The organism is Pseudomonas antarctica (assembly GCF_001647715.1).
GTDB lineage: Bacteria > Pseudomonadota > Gammaproteobacteria > Pseudomonadales > Pseudomonadaceae > Aquipseudomonas > Aquipseudomonas antarctica_A.
In genome coordinates this window covers 45,017-63,114 of record NZ_CP015601.1, presented here as the reverse complement: position 1 = coordinate 63,114, position 18,098 = coordinate 45,017, and the positions used below count along the sequence as shown (strand labels likewise).

At 59.1% G+C, this 18,098-nt stretch carries 19 protein-coding genes and 1 pseudogene; 7 read left to right on the top strand and 13 right to left on the bottom strand.

All coding sequences use genetic code 11. The features are described 5' to 3' along the window. The first annotated feature begins 2 nt into the window (after positions 1 to 2). The 5 genes from sctS (at position 3) to A7J50_RS29700 (ending at position 4,532) form a co-directional block, all read left to right on the top strand. Positions 3 to 269, top strand: coding sequence for a type III secretion system export apparatus subunit SctS (sctS, locus tag A7J50_RS29720; RefSeq protein ID WP_064455089.1), 267 nt, complete (start codon positions 3 to 5; stop codon positions 267 to 269). Then, positions 269 to 1,063 carry a type III secretion system export apparatus subunit SctT gene (gene sctT, locus A7J50_RS29715; RefSeq protein ID WP_064455131.1) on the top strand — a complete coding sequence of 265 codons (795 nt, stop codon included), beginning with the start codon at positions 269 to 271 and terminating at the stop codon, positions 1,061 to 1,063. The genes sctS and sctT overlap by 1 nt, the downstream gene beginning before the upstream one ends. Next, positions 1,060 to 2,136: a type III secretion system export apparatus subunit SctU gene (sctU, locus tag A7J50_RS29710; RefSeq protein WP_064455088.1), complete on the top strand. Its 1,077-nt coding sequence runs from the start codon at positions 1,060 to 1,062 to the stop codon at positions 2,134 to 2,136. Before sctT ends, sctU begins: the two co-directional genes overlap by 4 nt. A 75-nt stretch (positions 2,137 to 2,211) precedes the next feature. Further along, positions 2,212 to 3,141, top strand: coding sequence for a hypothetical protein (locus A7J50_RS29705; RefSeq protein ID WP_064455087.1), 930 nt, complete (start codon positions 2,212 to 2,214; stop codon positions 3,139 to 3,141). Next, positions 3,138 to 4,532, top strand: coding sequence for a hypothetical protein (locus A7J50_RS29700; protein WP_237140935.1), 1,395 nt, complete (start codon positions 3,138 to 3,140; stop codon positions 4,530 to 4,532). Before A7J50_RS29705 ends, A7J50_RS29700 begins: the two co-directional genes overlap by 4 nt. A gap of 491 nt (positions 4,533 to 5,023) precedes the next feature. Here A7J50_RS29700 and A7J50_RS31170 read toward each other — a convergent pair. From A7J50_RS31170 to A7J50_RS29635, 13 genes and pseudogenes are all read right to left on the bottom strand, one after another. After that, positions 5,024 to 6,041: pseudogene (locus tag A7J50_RS31170) on the bottom strand (IS110 family transposase). 296 nt (positions 6,042 to 6,337) lie between these two features. Continuing rightward, a complete protein-coding gene (locus tag A7J50_RS29685) occupies positions 6,338 to 6,685 on the bottom strand; it encodes a hypothetical protein (RefSeq protein ID WP_064455083.1) in 348 nt (115 codons plus the stop codon). 5 nt (positions 6,686 to 6,690) lie between these two features. Next, entirely contained in the window at positions 6,691 to 6,900 is a 210-nt protein-coding gene (gene hrpT / locus A7J50_RS32040; RefSeq protein ID WP_082896005.1) for an HrpT family type III secretion system protein, read from the bottom strand. Further along, positions 6,897 to 9,023 (bottom strand): type III secretion system outer membrane ring subunit SctC, encoded by a 2,127-nt coding sequence (gene sctC / locus A7J50_RS29680; protein ID WP_064455082.1) that lies wholly within the window; start codon positions 9,021 to 9,023, stop codon positions 6,897 to 6,899. The genes hrpT and sctC overlap by 4 nt, the downstream gene beginning before the upstream one ends. Position 9,024: 1 nt before the next feature. Next, positions 9,025 to 9,453, bottom strand: coding sequence for a hypothetical protein (locus A7J50_RS29675; RefSeq protein WP_064455081.1), 429 nt, complete (start codon positions 9,451 to 9,453; stop codon positions 9,025 to 9,027). After that, on the bottom strand, positions 9,440 to 9,664 hold the full coding sequence (locus A7J50_RS29670; protein ID WP_064455080.1) for a type III secretion protein: 225 nt from the start codon (positions 9,662 to 9,664) through the stop codon (positions 9,440 to 9,442). The genes A7J50_RS29675 and A7J50_RS29670 overlap by 14 nt, the downstream gene beginning before the upstream one ends. Positions 9,665 to 9,766: 102 nt before the next feature. Further along, positions 9,767 to 10,342: a type III secretion system stator protein SctL gene (gene sctL, locus A7J50_RS31160; RefSeq protein ID WP_082896004.1), complete on the bottom strand. Its 576-nt coding sequence runs from the start codon at positions 10,340 to 10,342 to the stop codon at positions 9,767 to 9,769. A gap of 13 nt (positions 10,343 to 10,355) precedes the next feature. Beyond that, the gene (locus A7J50_RS29660) at positions 10,356 to 10,859 is read right to left on the bottom strand and encodes a type III secretion protein (RefSeq protein ID WP_237140934.1); all 504 of its coding nucleotides are present in this window, start codon (positions 10,857 to 10,859) and stop codon (positions 10,356 to 10,358) included. Next, entirely contained in the window at positions 10,856 to 11,659 is an 804-nt protein-coding gene (gene sctJ / locus A7J50_RS29655) for a type III secretion system inner membrane ring lipoprotein SctJ (RefSeq protein WP_064455078.1), read from the bottom strand. The genes A7J50_RS29660 and sctJ overlap by 4 nt, the downstream gene beginning before the upstream one ends. 7 nt (positions 11,660 to 11,666) lie before the next feature. Then, on the bottom strand, positions 11,667 to 12,023 hold the full coding sequence (gene sctI, locus A7J50_RS29650) for a type III secretion system inner rod subunit SctI (protein WP_064455077.1): 357 nt from the start codon (positions 12,021 to 12,023) through the stop codon (positions 11,667 to 11,669). A gap of 57 nt (positions 12,024 to 12,080) precedes the next feature. Then, positions 12,081 to 13,097 (bottom strand): hypothetical protein, encoded by a 1,017-nt coding sequence (locus A7J50_RS29645; protein ID WP_064455076.1) that lies wholly within the window; start codon positions 13,095 to 13,097, stop codon positions 12,081 to 12,083. Positions 13,098 to 13,156: 59 nt separating this feature from the next. Further along, positions 13,157 to 13,507 (bottom strand): hypothetical protein, encoded by a 351-nt coding sequence (locus tag A7J50_RS29640; protein WP_082896015.1) that lies wholly within the window; start codon positions 13,505 to 13,507, stop codon positions 13,157 to 13,159. A gap of 27 nt (positions 13,508 to 13,534) precedes the next feature. Then, positions 13,535 to 14,518: a sigma 54-interacting transcriptional regulator gene (locus tag A7J50_RS29635; protein WP_064455075.1), complete on the bottom strand. Its 984-nt coding sequence runs from the start codon at positions 14,516 to 14,518 to the stop codon at positions 13,535 to 13,537. Between the two features lie 818 nt (positions 14,519 to 15,336). Between A7J50_RS29635 and A7J50_RS29630 the strand changes: the two genes are divergently transcribed. Both A7J50_RS29630 and A7J50_RS29625 read left to right on the top strand, forming a co-directional pair. Continuing rightward, positions 15,337 to 15,768 (top strand): hypothetical protein, encoded by a 432-nt coding sequence (locus A7J50_RS29630; protein ID WP_064455074.1) that lies wholly within the window; start codon positions 15,337 to 15,339, stop codon positions 15,766 to 15,768. Beyond that, positions 15,768 to 17,888, top strand: a complete 2,121-nt coding sequence (locus A7J50_RS29625; protein WP_064455073.1) for a hypothetical protein — start codon at positions 15,768 to 15,770, stop codon at positions 17,886 to 17,888. The genes A7J50_RS29630 and A7J50_RS29625 overlap by 1 nt, the downstream gene beginning before the upstream one ends. Positions 17,889 to 18,098: the final 210 nt, after the last annotated feature.

The window sequence follows — 18,098 nt, the reverse complement described above, 5'->3', positions numbered from 1 at the left end:
CCGTGGAAGCGTTGGAGCTGTTCAAGCAAGGCATGTATCTAGTGGTGATCCTCACCGCCCCGCCGTTGCTGGTGGCGGTATTGGTGGGCGTGCTGACCTCGCTGTTGCAGGCCCTGACGCAGATTCAGGACCAGACCCTGCCCTTCGGCGTCAAGCTGGCCGCCGTCGGCCTGACCCTGGCCGGCACCGGGCGCTGGATCGGCGTGGAGCTGATCTCGTTCATCAACTTGGCGTTCGACCTGATCGCACGCACCGGTGGCGCGCATTGATTCCGTTTGACGGCGAGCACCTGTTCGAGCTGATGCTCGGCACGGGGCTGGCCATGGCGCGGATTCTGCCGTGCATGATCCTGGTGCCGGCGTTCTGCTTCAAATACTTGAAGGGGCCACTGCGCTACGGCGTGACCATTGCGGTCTCGCTCATCCCGGCGCCGAGCATCGGCCGGGTGCTGGCGGCACAGAACGACGAATGGTTTTTAATCGCCGGCCTGCTGGTCAAGGAGTCGGTGCTGGGCATCTTCCTGGGCCTATTGCTGTACGCGCCGTTCTGGATGTTTGCCACCGCCGGCGCCCTGCTGGACAGCCAGCGCGGCGCCCTGAGTGGCGGCCAGCTCAACCCGTCCCTGGGGCCGGACGCCACGCCCCTGGGTGAGTTGTTCCAGGAAATGCTGATCATGCTGGTGATCCTGTCGGGCGGCCTGTCGCTGATCACCCAAGTGATCTGGGACAGCTACGTGATTTGGCCGCCCACCGCCTGGCTGCCGGGCATGGATATCCAGGGCCTGGACGTGTTCCTTGGGGAACTGAACCGCACCCTGCAACACGCCCTGCTGTACGCTGCGCCGTTCATTGGCTTGCTGCTGCTGATCGAAGCGGCCTTCGCTATCGTCGGCCTGTATGCCCAGCAACTCAACGTGTCGGTGTTGGCAATGCCGGCCAAGAGCATGGCCGGTCTGCTGTTTTTGCTGGTGTACCTGCCGACCTTGCTGGATTTTGGCAACGGCGAACTCAAGCACTGGCTGGACCTGAAGTTCATCCTCGGCCAGATCGTGCACGTGCCATGAGTGAAAAAACCGAAAAGGCCACGCCCAAAGCCGAACGCGATGCGCGGGAAAAAGGCCAGGTCGGGCAGAGCCAGGACCTGACCAAGCTGCTGGTGCTGCTGGGCGTCAGCGAGGTGTGCCTGGGAGCCGCCGATGACAGCGTGAACCGCCTGCAAACGCTGATCGCGCAGCCCTTGCAACGGTTGCGCGAACCGTTCATGCACACCTTGGTGGAGCTGGGCGGCGAAGCCGTGTGGACACTTGTCTCCTTCACCTTGATGACCATTGGCGTGGCAATCCTGATGCGCCTGGTGGGCAGCTGGCTGCAAATCGGGTTCCTGTTTGCGCCTAAGGCATTGAAAATCGACCTAGGCAAAATAAACCCCATCTCGCACCTCAAGCAGATGTTTTCCGGGCAAAGCTTGATGAACCTGCTGATGAGTATCCTCAAGGCCCTGGTGATCGCAATCACCCTCTACGTCTCCATCAAGCCGCTAGTGGGCAAGCTGGTGTTGCTGGCCGACACTGACCTGACCACCTACTGGCATGCGTTGCTCGCGGTGTTTCGCAGTGTGCTGCACACCACCCTGGGTTTGTTGCTGGTCATGGCACTGGTCGACTTCGCCATGCAGAAGTACTTCCACGCGAAAAAACTGCGCATGAGCCACGAGGACATCAAGACCGAATACAAGCAGTCCGAAGGCGACCCGCACGTCAAAGGTCATCGCAAACACCTGGCCCAGGAACTGCTCAACGGCGCGCCGCCACAGCCGCGCAAACCCGTCGAAGAGGCGGATGTGTTACTGGTCAACCCCACGCACTATGCGGTGGCGCTGTACTACCGACCCGGGCAAACGCCGCTACCGGTGATTCATTGCAAGGGCGAGGACGAGGACGCTTTGGCGCTGATCAAGCGCGCGCAAAAAGCCAAGATCCCGGTGGTGCAATGCGTGTGGCTGGCACGGGCGTTGTACAAGGTCAGAACCGGCCGCCATATCCCGCGTCCCACGCTCCTGGAAGTGGCGCATATCTATCAGGTAATCAAGCAATTGGACGAGGTCACGGCAGACATCATTCAGCTCGAAGAATCTTGATCCAGAGCGGTTAATTCACGAAACTGCAATATTAAAAGGTTTCAATGCGAGTCAAAACTTTAGGAAGTCTGACCGATGAAATCCGCACCTTCATTGCCCATCGAAAAAACCGTCGGCGCCTGGTTGCTCGAGGCTGGCGAACGCCTCGGTGTGCCCCCTGCCCTGGCCCGGGATTTTGCCCGGGATGCCGTGCTGAATTTGCCCGGCATGACCTTGCAACTATCGCCCTGGCAAACCCAGCCGATGCCGCAATGGGTCGCCTTGGGACTGCTGCGACGGCCCAACGGTTTGCCTGCCGAAACCTGGAGCGAACTGTTGTTGCGGGCCAACTGCGGGGTATCGGCGATGAGCAGTTGCAGCCTGGCTATGAGCGAAACCGGCGAGGGCTTGCTGGTGCAACGCCTGGCCTCGCGCCCCGATGCAGACGGCGCACAGTTGAGCGACGAGTTGGCCCACCTGCTGGCGCTGGGCGAAAGCCTGGTAGCCGCCGCCACAGCACTCAACGCCGGGCCGGGAAGCGCCGGTACACCCGCCTGCCCCGTACCGGCCCAGGCCGCACCCACCCTGCAATCGGCCCAGGCCGCGCTGCACCAGGACTGGCACCGCTCTTTGCTGTTAAGCGCCCTGCAGCGCCTGGGCGTCAGCGCACCGGCGTCGGAGCAGATCCACACCGTGGGCGTGATCAAAGCCAACGGACGCAGCTTCGAAGTGATCGCCGACGGCGACCGCTGCAACTTGCTGGTCAGCACGCCGATCGAGACCGCCTTGCGCACCCCAAGCCAACGCGAACGCTGCCTGCAGGCCAACCTGCAGTTGATCCTATTGACCCACAGCGCCGTAGCCCTTGCGCCACACGGCAGCACACTGCAAGCGCGCTGGAACAGCACCGCGCTGAACGGCGAAGACTTCGCCGACTGGCTGCTGGATTTCGGCGTGCTGGCCGACAGTTTCGCCGCCCCACCTTCACCCGCTGCCACCGCACCAAGGAACCCTGCATGGACATGAGAAGACCTGCCCCGGCAGGCGGCACGGCGCCGCCAAACCCGGCCATCGCGTTGCAACCCCTGCGCCGCGCGCGCACGCCTGACGAGCTGGAGCGCGGCGAACCGGCAGCCCCACCACCCGGCTATACCGCACGCGCAGCGGCGCAAGTCAGCGGGTTGGGGCAAGCCTTCCATCGCAGCTACCTGGCGCCCGGCTGGAAAGCCGCGGGCAGTGCCTGGACCAGCGTCAGCGGCTATGGCGCCGCCGCAGGCCACAACCTCACGCAGGGCGCAGTGCAAGCCTGGAGCGACAGCGCCGCCAACCTGCCGTCCGGGCGCACCACCCTGGCCGCCGCCGGGCAGACCTTGCAGCAAATGGCGACCTGCGGCATGCCCACCTACCTGCGCGAAGTAGCGTTCATGCACACCTATAGCGCGCTGGCCGACGGGCTGGCGAAAAAATGCCCGGGAGGTGCGCTGGGCTTACAGGCGGCGATTTCCCTGGCCTCGGTCGCCACCCAAATCTACGTGCGTCAACCGCGCCTGGATCGGCTGGGCAACGAGTCCAGCGTGGCGGTGCGCGGCCACTTTGCTCTCAGCGAACCGAAATGGAACGCCCTGCTGCCGGCCAAACAAGACGCGCTGCGCCAGCAAATGCGCCGTGATTCGCGCAACGTCACGCGTAACCAGATCATTGCCGAAGCGGTCTACCTGGGCATGGGCGCATTGGGTGCTTCACGGGGTGACGGCGCGCTGAGTGCGCGGGTGCTGGCGACACAACTGCGCAATGTGATCTATGCGATTAGCCGCGAGTCGATGCAAGCCAGCCTAAGCATGACCGGCAAGCATGGCCCGACCAAGACCCATGGCGTCCACCAGGACGACATGTCGGTGTTGGGCTGGGCCTACGTGACCATGACGCTGAGCATGGGCTTTGTGCAGGATTCCATCAGCCCGAAAGTGCTGCCGCCCGGGCAGACACTCACTAGCCCGGCGTTGCTGGATGATCATCGTCAACCGCTGCGCGGGGATGCGTTGGCCGAATCGATCCAATCGTTGGCGGTTACTCGTGCGGCGTTCAATACAGTGATTGCGGTGCTCGACAATCACCTGCAAAAGCACTTCGATACCCAGCGTGCGGGGACCACCCAGCAGTGGAAGCCGAGCTTGCCACTGGAGGATTTTGGGCGGGTGCTGGACCAATCGCCCGCGCGGGTTGCTTGGACGAGCCTGGCCAGTGCGATCAACATGGCGACCGGCGAATTATTGCGCGGTAAATTGCCGCCGGAGTTGGCGGGGTTTCTGGGTAATGCCAGCAGTGCAGCGGTGATGGGGTTGGCTTATCGCACTACCAACCAGACGTTTCAGGCGCATGCGAGTGTGCGTAGGGCGGTGGCTGCGGGATTGGCTTGAATGGCTGAGTACATATCCGTTATTTGGGTAGTGGCTGGTATTGGTTCCGCTCTTACAGCGGGTCACTTTTGCAAGGACAGGAATGCCGGCCCAGTCAAAAGTAACCAAAAGGTCCTCGCCCCAACACTCGGTGCCTCGCTATGGCTCGGCATGCCCGCAATTCGCCAAAGACCGCTAACTTCGTCATCGAAGCAACAGCAACAGCAGAGCCATACCCGGTCAAAGGTGGGAGCTGGCCTGCGATAGCATCAACTTGATGTACCTGATGTACCGAGGTGTCTGCATCGCAGGCAAGCCCGCTCCCACATTTAGACCGCGTTGCATCAGGTAGATAGGCTTTGGATTTGCACTCGACCTGGCTTTTGCTTTAACCACTCAGGTCGGCTTTCAGGCCGCCGTGCTGTAGATTTTGATTTTGATCTGAGGCGCGCCGTTAACCACGCTGGCCGAACGCTGGCTTGAATCCGTGGGTAACCCGGCAGGACACCGGGTTAGCCGCGCTGGGCCAAGGATGGCCCATTGCGGCGGCCTACGGATTCAAACCGGAGTGAGCAACCGTGTCGAAATTCCAGCCATTTCTGCGAAATGATTTGATCGCGGACCATGGCATTCAGGATCGTCAGCAGCTTTCTCATACACGCAACCAGCGCCACTTTCTTCGTCTTCCCTTTAGCAAGTAGATGGTTGTAGAACCTCTCGACCACCGGGTTGTGGCGCTTCGAGGACAAGACATCCATGTAAAGCACACTTCTCACCTCAGCTCGACCACCCCATATCCTTCAACGGCCTTTTTACTGGCCGCTATCGCAGCTAAAAGGAGCCACACCAACCAATGCAGCCACTTGTTTACGATTCACTTTGCCTAGCTCAGGAACCATCGCCAGCAGCGAAAGTGCGAGCACGTTGCCAAAATCTGAGATCTCGCGCAGCAAATCATAATTGGCCTTCCAGGCCGGCGAAGCTTTGATCGCTTCGTGCAAGTCATCGTCTGTACTTTTAAGGCGCTTTTGAAGCCAGACGATATGTGCCTTGATATCCCGTCGAAGCGCCTTGAATACCGCCTGCTTCAGTCGAGACTCTTCAGCCACGATTATATCGATAAGCTGGCAGCGTCTAGTCAGTAGATCTGCCAGTTCACGAGCGTGTTCATCTGGCATCTCCCGAATTTCGGGTTTGACCGCCTGAGCAAACTCCGCAATCACCTGGGCATCCAGAGCGTCGGTTTTAGCCAGCCGACCGGTCGCCTTAGCGAAATCACGGACCTGACGGGGATTGACAATAACGACTGGTAATCCAGCAGCGCAAAGCTCGGCAGGGGCAAGCCACTCATATCCGCCAGTTGCTTCCAGCACCACTAAAACAGGCATTTGAGCCTTGAGATGCTTAGCTAAACGCTGGATATCTTCTGGAGTATTGAAAATACTGTTCGACTTAGCCAGTAGTGCTGACGAATGAGTCGAGCTTGTTGTTGGAAACATCAATTCCGACGAACGCAGAGTCATAATCCATGGCGTTTTCCTCACGTCCAACCTTGCAGAATCGGGCTTTGCGCCTAGGCAACCGTTCGGACTAGTTTAGAAAAGAACCTGCTTCGACCCATGCTCACTCACGATCTCGAAATCTGAGGGCACCACGGTCTGAAGCAGGTGAAAATAATCTTACAAGGACATGCCAAGCCTGGGCGAGGCACCCAGTGGTGCGGCAAAGCGTTTTTTGGTTACTTTTTTAGGCGTTTGTAAAAAACTAACCTGCCGTCAGGGCGGAACCCTAAGCAGCCGTTACCGCACCAACGGATATACACACCATCACACCACGCCCCCAACCCCCGCCAACATCAACTGGTGCTCGCAAATATCATCCAGCGCCCCGCCACTCTGAACCGTCAGCGGCGCCGCATGCCACACCACAAAATCCCGCTGCGAATCAAGCGACAAAAAATAATCCGGAAACAGGTGCGACTGGGTAAACCGCCGCTCCAACGCCCCACGCAATTGCTGCGGCTGCAGCGTGCGGCTGTCGATATGCAACGCAATCCCCCAGTCATGATGCTCACGACGACTCACAAAGGACACCCCGTGAGCCACCGGCCAAACCGCAGCTTGCCCAGCCGCTACCCGCTCATAGAATTCCGCTTTCTCTGACACTCGGATCATGATGCTCAATCTCTCAATGGCACGACTGTAAAGTCTTGGGTCCTTTGTGGGGTATCCAGTCCCGGTCGCATATACTCGGGCCACCAGATCACCAGCTCGCGATCGTTCGAATCAGGCCGCTCGCAAGCAGCCCCGGTGCAACCCGCCGGTTGCATCGCACACCCCGCCAAGGTCGCGCACAGCAGGCAAAAACCGATCAACACGAAAGGCTTCATGGCTTCGCCTCCCGCAGTAATGAGACACGCGTGGTAGCCGTGGCCTTCAGTGCTTGAGGCTGACGCACCGCCACAAACACTTCACTTTCCGCACCAGGTTGCAACCAGGCATGCGGCCAGGCACTCACCCCCAGCACCCAGCGTCCGCCGCAGGTGCTTTCATCCAGGCGTACCGGCTGCGCACTGATGTTGCGGGCAACCACCACGCCAACACTCCAGGTGGTGCGCTCGTACCACTGGGTACGTTTGCCATCGATTACAATACTCGGCTGTTGGTCGCACAGGCTTTGCGGCACAAACAACGGCACCTTGCTCTCGCTGAAACCCGCCGGCTGCACGTTGTTGAGCAGTTGTGTGAACGCACGCTGCACATCGATGCGGGTTGGCTGTACGCCGTCGTGCCGGTCATCGATGCGCTTCATGGCCGCGTCTACGTCGTTGGGGTCGCCACTTTCCACGTAGCGCGCCGGGTCAACCTGGTCGCCAATCAAGCGCGGCGTGAGGATGAACAGACGCTCACGCTTGCTGGTGTGATGGCTGTTGGAGGTGAACAACAGTTTGCCGATCCAGGGGATGTCGCCGAGCCAGGGGATCTTGCGAACTTTGTCATCGGTTTCCTGTACGTGGAAACCACCCACCACCAGCGATCCATGCTCGGCTATAACCGCCTGGGTGCTGACGTTGCCCGTGCGCACACTCGGCTTGGTGTCGTCCAGCACCGACTGCTCTATCTGCCCGTCCTCAATATCGATGATCAACTGCACTTCGGATTTGCCGCCGTGGGATAACGAACGCGGAATCACCTGCAAGCTGGTGCCCGCAGTGATCGGTTGAATATCGGCCACCCGCTCACCCGTAGCGGTGAGGTATTCGGTACGGCTAAAATCAATCACCGCCGGCTGGTTCTCAAGCGTCAGGATCGACGGATTCCCCACCACGGTGGCCGCCCCCTTGCCTTCCAGGGCATGGATGGCCAGGGCAAAACGCCCGGAGTTTTCCGCCGACAAGGTCGAGTTGGAGCCTGAGTCCAGCAGTGAAGAAGTCACATTGGTGCCGCCAAACCACACGTTCCAGTTGCTTGACAGCTCCGCAAGGTCATCGCGATTGATATCCAGAATCACCGCATCGATTTCAATCAGGTTGCGCGGGATGTCCAACTGTTTAACCAGCCGTTCATACAACGCCTTGCGCTTGGGCGAGTCGTAGATCAGAACCGCGTTGTTACGCACATCGGCGGTCACGCGGATTTTCGATTTGCTTGAGCCGCTGCCGCCTTTCGGGTTGAGCAGGCCGGATCCCGACAACACCCGGTCCAGGCCTTGTTGCAGGTTTTCGGTGTCGACGTTGCCGAGCAACGATGCCCCGCCGCCATGAGGGGCGCTGCCGTAGTTGTTGCTGGTGCCCGAGGAGCCGGTGCCCAACGCCGTGCCCAGACCACCACCAGACCCGGCGCCTTGCAACAGGTTGAGGTTATTGATCGAGTCGCCGCGTGAGCGGCTTTCGAGCAAATCCTGGAGGATGCTCGCCACACCGGCAACCGTCAGTGTCTCGTCGCGGTACTTGATGCTGCGGTCGGCGGCGTTGGCGTAACGCAGCGGCAGCACCACCACGTCTTGCTTTTCATCCGGCTTGTCGACGGTCTTGCTGTACTCGCGCACAAACTGCACATAACGCGGTGGGCCGCTGACCAGCACCACACCGTCGTCCGACAGCGCGCCCCAGCCAAACCTTGGGTCTAGCAAACCGACATCGCTCAACGCGGTCTTGAGGTCATCCACCGCATCCGGGGAAACCTCGATGCGCGCCGAGGTCTGCTCGCTGGTATTGCTGACATACAAGGTGTCGTTGTAGACGAACCACTGGAAGTGATGTTCCTGGCCCAGGCGATCCAGAAACGCTTCGGGGCTGGCGGCACGGATACGGCCATCGACTACGCCGGCAATCGGCGCCATCTCAAGGTCGATGCCGAACTCCTTGGCGAAGGCTTGCAACGTGATGGACAGGTCGGTTTGCTGCGCATCATAGGAATACGCCACGTGCTTCCAGTTCGGCGGCACGGCCGGGAACGCCGAGGCGCTCAAGCACATCAATAGCCACGGCAACCAGCGATAGGCCTTCTGCATTTCACACTCCAGGGAGCCAGTTGTGGGTTACGGCACTGGACTCGGCAGGGTGCGAATCATGTACGCTTTGGTGCATCTGGCTGAGCATCGCCGCACGCTGGTTGGCCAGGCTTTGCAGAATTCCTAGCACTGCGTCAACCGTGCACGGCAACGCCAGCCAGTACACCAGCACCAGGCATTCGCTTTCGGGGTCAGTGGCCAAGCCACCGTCGCAGTGGCAGCCCACACTTGCGCCGCCCAGGCTGAGGATGGCCATCAGGCGCTCCGGTGCGCTGGCGTCATAGGGGTCGAGCACGTCGATACTGCAGCGCAAACCGCCTTCCACAAACGACAACCGGGCGTTGGCATCATCGATCCAGCAATCGAGCGGCGCGCCGCCCGGGTGCTCGAACCATTGGCTAAGGACCGCGACAAAATCACTGAATTCCATCGATGATCGACTTCGTGATGCCGTGCTCAGCACGAAGTCCTTCGTTCATCACCGAGGTGGTGGTGGCCATCTTCTGCGCCGCGTCGGCGAAGGCCCGGAAGTCTTCAGGTGAGGCGGTGTCTTCAGCGTCCAGGGCCGCCGTGTCAGTGCTGCCCTGATTGCGGGTGAAGTTGTGCTCAAGGTGGGTTTGTAGGGACTTGAAGCTGATCATGCGGAGGGCTCCATGAATTTTATTACAAAGTGAGTGGAACAAAACCCCACACAGGTTCCAAGCTCACTATCAATTCATAGGAGAAATATTCGCGATTTTTGATCATCCACCCGGAGCAAGCATGCAGCGTTGCAAGCCGGCCCAGTCGAGGTCGAACTCCCCCGCTTCACTGCTCAAGCGCAACGCATCGATAAGCATCGAGCCGTCTTCGCGCAATTGCCACAACGCGGCAAAGCGACTGCTGGCAACCCACGCTTGTACCTGCGCAAAAACCTGTGGGTGGCAGCTCAGCGTGGCACCGGTGGCGTGGCTTTGGCCAGCAGCCAGATGAGTGATCAAGACCTGGGCGCGTTCGCCGAGGGTACATTCGCCGAACAAGCGCTCAATCGCCTGGTTAAGCAATTGCCGGGCGGCCTGCACCACATTGTCATTCGCCGCCTGGGCCTGGGTTTCGATACCTTGCAAAAAGGCCCCGGCGTCTTCCCAGAATTGCGCGCTGGCCTGATCAATCACCTGTTGGCGCTGATGCTGGGCCTCAAGCAGCAGTGCCTCTGCCTGCTCGCGCGCCCGCGCAAGCAGCTCGACGGCCGCCTCGGAATCACGAAATTGTTCACGGCGCACAATGCCCACGGGGGCTGCGTACTGATCGCCTAGCGATAATGTTCTACGCACTAGCATGCTGGATTACGCCTCACGTCAACACCTTCCACAACACTGCGTGCCATAAGGCATCGAGTTTGCGCGCTGGCACAGTCGACACCGGCACCAGAACGTCATCCGGTGCCCAGGCCAAACGCAGCCGCGACCAGCAGCCCTCCCCTAACCAGGCACCGAGCAAGCACCGTGCATCAAACACCTCGGCCCCCAGCCAAAGCCCGGGGCGCAGCGCCTTGGCCAAGCCCCGACACCATGACCATTGCTCATCCGAAACCTGTGCCTGCAACGCTGGGCTGGCAAAACATATTGCCGCCACCAGCGCCAAGGCCTGGGTTTGCTGTTGCTCACTGAGCGACAGCCAATGCATGGCATCAACCTGAGGCACGGGCGGTTGGGAGGGAGCAACGCCCAGGCAATTCAACAGGTCAGTGTGCCGGCTGCGCGACACCGCGGTGAACGGCGCCAGTTGGGTTTGCCAACCTGGATGCATCCAGCGCCAGGTGCAACACCACCAGTTGACCCAGTCGGCCTCGGTCACAGACGCGCCGGGTAGTTGGCGCCGGACCGGCCAGGTCGCAAGCGCCCGAGCAACCCGGCACGCCAGTCAGGTCGCAGCAGTAGCGCAAGCACCAGCAACACCACTAACCCGCCCAGCGGCAGCGCGATAACCAGCATGCTCCAAAAACCTGCGTCGTCGCTGTTAATCAGGAATGGCCCGAAATTTACCAGGGTTTGCTCGTCCTTGAATTCCACTGCCGGCACAAAAATGATCGAGAATTTTTTCGAGTTAGCCGAGTCCTGGCTCATCCCCGGAATGCTGCTGGCGACCAACTGCTGGATACGCCCGCGCACACTGTCGGGGTCGAGCACCGACGCGGCATACTTGATAAACACCGCGGCCGACGCAGGCTGCACCGGTTCGCCGGGCGCAATGCGCTCCGGCAACACCACGTGTACCCGTGCCACAATCACTCCGTCGATTTGCGACAAGGTCGACTCAAGCTCCTGGGACAACGCATAGATGTAGCGGGCGCGCTCTTCTAGCGGGGTAGAGATCACCCCTTCCTTCTTGAAGATTTCGCCCAGGCTCGCGCGGGCGTGGTGAGGCAAGCCTGCGGCATTGAGCACCCGCACTGCACGGTTGATATCGCCCGCCGCCACCAGCACGTTCACGCCGAGCTTCTCCATCTGCTTGTGGGCCGCGATGTGTTCGTCCGCCAGTTTAGCGATCACGTCGTTGGAGTCCTGCTCGGTCAGGCCACCGAACAGCACAGTGTCGTCGCTGCAACCGGCCAGCAACAACAGGAATACAACCACCAATAAATGAGGGAATTTCACGCCGGGCCTACTGCAGGTTGGTCAGTTTATCGAGGGCCTGAGCACTCTTGTTCACTACTTTGGTGGTCATCGCCATTTGCAGGGAGTACTGCGACAGCGCCTGGCTCATTTTCACCATGTCAATAGGTTCACTGGTGCCGGAGGCCGCCTTCATTGAGCGCATTACCTGTTGCGACAAGTGCTGCTGGGTGCCGATACGCTCGGAAAGCGCACCCATCAGGCCATCGGCCAGCCCGGCAGGCTCGTGATCACTGCGCATTGCACTATTGAATAGATCGACATCCGCCTGAGAAGGCCCGGAAACCATCTCGTGTTCGTGATCTAGAGCGAGGCTCTTGAAGGAATTGACGCTGGAAATGGTCACGAGGGTTTCTCCGGAAAACGGTGTCGAAAGGTGCAATTAACATTACAAGCCCTGGGGTCAGGAAACGCCTGCACTCATCACGGATAGAATGCTTTGCGCCGCCTGCGCCGCAGAAGACAGCTGGTTCCGGTCCTGCATTTGACGGCTTTGCGCGTCGTGGTGATGGTGGTGACCACCCTGCTGGGCGCCTTGCATGCCGGAGGCGGCACCCAACAATTGTTCAAGCTGCTGCAGTATTTGCTGGAGCTGCTGCTGCGAATTAGCCGCAGGTGCGTCAGCCGAATCTGCCGAGTCATCACTGCCCGAATTATCTGGGCTTGCTTGTGGCGTGCCGAGGCCGCCCTGTGTGGTGGTGCCGCTGTCATCCAACGCATCGTCGTCCGAAGCGTCGTTCTGCAGATCGTTTGGCGGGCTGCTCAAACCGCCCGCGGTGCTTTGCGGGACTGCTGAGCCGCTGACGCTGTCGGAGCCGTCCATCTGTTGCGAAATCTGCTCAAGCGCAGCACGAAATTTCGAGGTTTCGTCTTTGCTGAGATAGTTGTCTTCGTTGAGTTCCTTACGCCATGAACCCGAATCCGGCGTACCAAAGGCGGACTTGTTATCGTCCATGAAGTCAGCCACTTTACGCAGCAGCGGCTTATCCGCATTCGAGAAGGTCGAACCATCACCTTCAGGGGTCAGTGCCTGGTTGAGCGCCGCCTTGCCCAGCCCCTTCATGATCTGCGACATCAGATCCTGGCCACCACCAATTCCGGCGCTGGCCGAGGCGCCAAAATTATTGCCCAGCGTATTTTTGATCAGGTCCGACACCGCTTTTCTGACGTTATCGGCGCTTTGCCCGATACCGAGCGCGGCGAAGGGATTGTCTTTTTTAAGCTGCTGCTCAACCATTTTCCCAAGCGGCGTATCGGTATCCAGGTGTCCACTGGACGTCAACGCGTTGGTAATGCGGTCCACCACCCCGTTGAGAGCTTGTGGTGTCTTGGAACCGGCCAGATCTTGGAATGTACCATCGCCTGGAATGACGGTTCCGATATGCAGCGCGGCTGAATTGACGAAGCCAGAATTTTCCATGAGGAGATCTCGCTAAGTATCAAAATAGCCCTCCGAAGACTTGGAGGGCTCAGAAATGATTAGTAACTGATTGCTTTGGCGAGCTGAGCGGTGCCGGAGATTTCTTTCTCCGCGGAGTCAGTCTTGGCGTTGGCGATGGCCTGCAGCGTGTTCAATTGCTGGGTCTGCATGGCTTGCTGGCCTTGGGCAATGATCAGCTGGGCGGACTGGGCGTCCTGCTGCTTCATCATCATTTCCTGAGCTTTGGCAGCCTGGCTGTTGGTCTGGTCAGTCATGCCCTGTTGCAGGTTGGCGTTGCCGTTTACAGTGCCGGCTGCTTGTGCCGCGCCCTGGAACGCATTGATACCGGCGTTGGTTGCGTGTGCTGCGGCGTTAGCAAAGCCACCTGTAGGACGGAAAGGGTTTGGCATGGTCATTACTCCCAATATTCACTCGCGTCAGTACGAGGTAATAATTTGTGGAGAATTCGTGGATACAGGTTCCACATTTTTTTCAAGAGCCGAACTTTTTCCGAATATGTCCAAGCATTTGATGCGGTGATACAGCGTCCGGCGCGGTATACCCAGCTCCACGCACGCCGCGTCGATGCTGTGGCCGTGCCGCTTGAGCGCCTCCTGGATCAACACCCGTTCGATCACCCGCATTTGCGCCTTGAGGGTCTGGCCTTCCTGCTCTCCAGGCGTGTCCGGCCCCAGGAATGGAAACCCCAGGGCAAAGCGCTTGGCAGCCGATTTTAGCTCACGGATATTGCCCGGCCAGGAGTGGCTGAGCAGCACCTGAATGATCGAGGGGCACAATGTCTTGTGAGTGGCCCCCAGGCCTTGGGCGGCGGCATTCACGAACTTAGAAAAAAGCGGAATGATCTCCTCCCGACGCTCACGCAGCGCCGGCAACTTGATGGTCAACACGTTGAGACGAAAATAAAGGTCACGGCGAAACCGGCCCTGCTCCACCAGCTCCGACAACGAGCGCTGCGCCGAGGCGATCACGCAGATATCCAGCGCAATGGTGGTGGTCGACCCCAAACGTTCGATGGCCCGCACCTCCAACACGCGCAAGAGCTTGGCTTGCAGGCTAAAGGGCATGCTGTCAATTTCATCCAAATACAAGGTGCCACCTTGCGCCGCCTCTATGTAGCCTTTGCGTGAGCGATTGGCACCGGTAAAGGCACCGTTAACCACTCCGAACAATTCACTCTCAGCCAGTGATTCCGGGATCGCCGCACAGTTCATCGCCACAAAACTGCCTTTGCGCCCCGATAGAGTATGGATGCGCTCTGCAAGGGTGTCTTTACCGGTCCCAGTCTCGCCAGACAACAGCAAATCAATACCTAGCAACGAAGTACTTTGCGCAATGACTTTAAGGTCGGGGAAATCATTGATGCCGTCATTCTCGCCATGGAAATAATTGCGCACAGTCATATAAACAACCTCCCAATCGGCTTACTCAATCCAGTCCCCGATCCTTAAGGCTTCGATATAGATTCAATGTAACTGCCCCGTGAAATTTCGATCGGTGAATAATGCACTTACTATTTACCGCAATTGTTTTCGCTACAGATTTGACAGCAAGAAGCAAGTAAATAAACCGAGCTCTTATTCTAATTACAAGCATCGCTGTAACACTCAACCTAAACGAGAGCTCACCCAATGTGGCTGCAGGCAGCTTTCCTTACAGAACCGACAAGTCTTGATAGGACTCAGGAAACCGCAAGCGGCACCACACGGCTAGTCTGCACGCGAGGCACTACATGTTTTTATTATCTAAAGGCGCAACAAAAATTAGCCGCCATATATTTGACAGATTAAATATCTTCGACACAAAAAGATTCAAAAAATTGACTCGATAGCGTCGAACACGCCTTTTCAATTCACTACTCAATCGGCTGCCTCCCTTGGATCTCGCTGCTTGTAGCGCCAGAGAATACATTTGAATCACAACATGTCAATCGCCATACAATATCTGGAATGTTGAGTTTTTCTCAACAAGGCTGACAAATAAGCTCCTTGCCCACCCGTGTATGAAAAATACTTTAATTGCCACTACTCGAAGCAACTCCGACAAACATTGGAGGTCCACCTTTATTAAAGATAGTTGAGTTTTATTGGCACGCGATATTGTTAAAAAAATGGGAACCTGAATGCACTCATTGCCCACTCACCTTTCGGATCGCTCCGGAATTTTACGCAGCGTCCTAAAAAAGCCTGAAACGCAACGTGTGCGCCTGGAGAATAAAAATATGGCTAACGAACACTTTCGCCAGTTAGTAGATGAGATCTGCCAATTGACCCTCATCCCCCGTGCGTCCTTGTTGTACGAATCCCCCCAACTGACTGTTCGCGGCGTTGATTTTTCTCTGCGACCGCTCGAGAACGCCGATGCCGAAACAGTACTCATGCATGCTGACTTCGGCCCCCTGCCCGCGCGCCAGCGGGAGGCAATTTTATTGCGCCTGCTGGACACCAACTTCCACCTGATAGATGGCGTACGCCACAGCAGTTTTTCGCATAACGAACACACCGGCCACGTGATGTTCGGCGGTGCCCTGGCGCTGGAAAGCACCACAGCGGCGCAGGTTCTGCTGCTGATGGGGCATATTGCCGAGTATGCCCAAGCGTGGCGCAAACATTACTTTCTCGACGACCAGCGCGCGCGCGCAAGGGCTTTTTGATGCTTACTACCGGGATCAACCAAGGCCCCACGCCGGCCATCGTCCATAGTGAAGTTCTCGAAACACCCAGCGGCGATATTGGCTTGGTGCGCCTTGCCTGCAGGCCACCCAGCGACCTTGCGCCTACGCCCAACGCCGCGCCAAGCGCCACCCTCAAAAGCTATGCGCAGCGCCAGCGACCTTCTACCCCTTTGGCCAGGGAAGCCGCCGCGCTGGCCCAATTCATCAAGGCCGGCGCCGGCAGCCCACTGGAAACTGCCCAGAAAATGATGGTGCTAGAGGGCAAATATTTGCTCGAACAGTCCCATGCCGCCTTCCAGACCATTGCCGAGAAGCTCTTCCCTGAAGTGGACGAACACCTGAGCCGGGTGATCAACGACAAGTTGCTCAGCCATGCGCATACGTCCCGCTTGGAGTTGCACAAGGCAGTGGCCGAGCTGAGCAAAATGCCGGGCGATACACCAGACGTTGCTGCTTACGGGCGCATACTCAAACAGGCCGTGCAGTCTCAGACAGAACTGTTTGCCGGCAAAGTCGCGCTCTACCAGGAAGTGCTGGCGCAGCCCGAACTGTCGGCCACCGACCGTGCCCACATCGAGCGTAGCGAGCACGCCTTCGCCCGTTATGCGCAACAGGTCGCCACGCAAATCCCCGGTGCGTTGAAACAGGCATCAGCCAAGGCTGAAGCGACGGTCAAGGCTCTGCATCACCTGCACCAACCGGCCAAGGAATGGGAGGACATCAGCCATCAGCTCAAGACTCTGGTCCGCCAGACCAGCGCCGAAGGCGAGTTCAAGGATGCCTTGGACAACGCCCGCTTGCCCGATGTGCTGGAGGAGCTGCACCAACATAACGACGGTTGGGCCGCGACCACTAAAGCGTTCGTCGCCGGTGCCGTGCCGCAAATGCTCGCCTCGGGCCTGGCCTTTGGCTTTGCCCGAGCGGTGGTGGAGTCGGCGATCCCCCACGACTTGGCCAAGCAGGTATTCGCCGCCGGCGTGACTATGGCCGGCACCCATGAAGTCGGTACGAACCTGCTCAAGCCGATCGGGCAGGAGTTGGTCGGCCCGTGGAACCTCAAGCCGATCAAAGCCTCGGAAGTCATCCCCAACCCCAACCCACGGGTCAGTATCCTGGGGCAGATCCAGCCGCTGAGCGATGCAGCCAAAACCCAGGCCAAGCAAGCCGTGGACGATTTACGCAGCCGCCATTTGAACGCCCAGCAAGCGAATAAAAACGGCACCGGTATCGGCGAGGCCCAAGCCTTTGGCGCGTTCGGCCTGGCACAAGGTATTCGCCGCGCCATTGGCTTTGCCGCGCCGCAACTGCACGTCAGCGATTACGGCCCGCGAACACTAACCTCTATGGGTGGTGGGCTGCTGATGGGTGGGGTGCAATCGAGCAGTCAATTGCGCAGCACCACGCCCGACAAACGCGGCCGTCAACTGCCGACTCACACCTTCAAGGGCACCGATAAACCCTTGGCCCAGCGCATTGCCAAGGCCACCAGCGATGCGGTGCTGGCCAGTGACCTTAGTAAAAGCGAGGTGCGCCAGAGCCTGCTGAGCAAGACCTTCGGTTCGCTGATCGGCCTGGGTAATGCGGTAGCGGTGAGTACCGTGGCCCGCACTCTCGGCTCCGACACCTTGGCGCAGAAATTCGGCCAGGTGGTGATGGCTGCACTGGGGTCGCCGGCGCTGTTGATTCCCGCGTATGCCGCCTTCCAATCCGGGCCGGAAACCAAGGCACACACTGCTGCGCTCAAGGCTGCGCAGTTGCCGGGCACCGCGGTGCAGGCCAGTGCGCCAAACTTTCCGCGCACCCGCACGGCCTTGCAGAACATGCGGGCGCCGGATCGCGCCGATTTACCCCACGGTTCATTGCCAGGCACCTGGGGGCGCACCGCAGAAAACACCTACCACCGGGTGCGTGGTGGGTTGCAGATTGCATCGCAACTGCCTACTGAAACTCTTGAGCATGCGCCACAACTGCTCAAGGCCGCACCAGCTGCTCTGGCCAGTGCCGCAAGTTCGATGGGCAAGGCTTTGAGTGGTTCGCACAGCGTCGTCGAGACAGACATTCCTGACCCGCAGCCACCTGGGGCATTTCATTTGGGATAAATTTCTAACTGGCAGTGGGCCTGGGTTATATAGAGTGAAATCAGATCCTGCGTACGCTGTGGATCCGCTTTGCAGCCGGGCAACCACCCACACCAGTGCGCCGCGCGCAGAACGCAATCGCTCGGCCTCGGTTGACCCACGAGAACGTACCCCCGCCCCAGCGTCACGCGCGCCTCGACAAAGCCGTTGCGAGCCAGACATAGACTCACG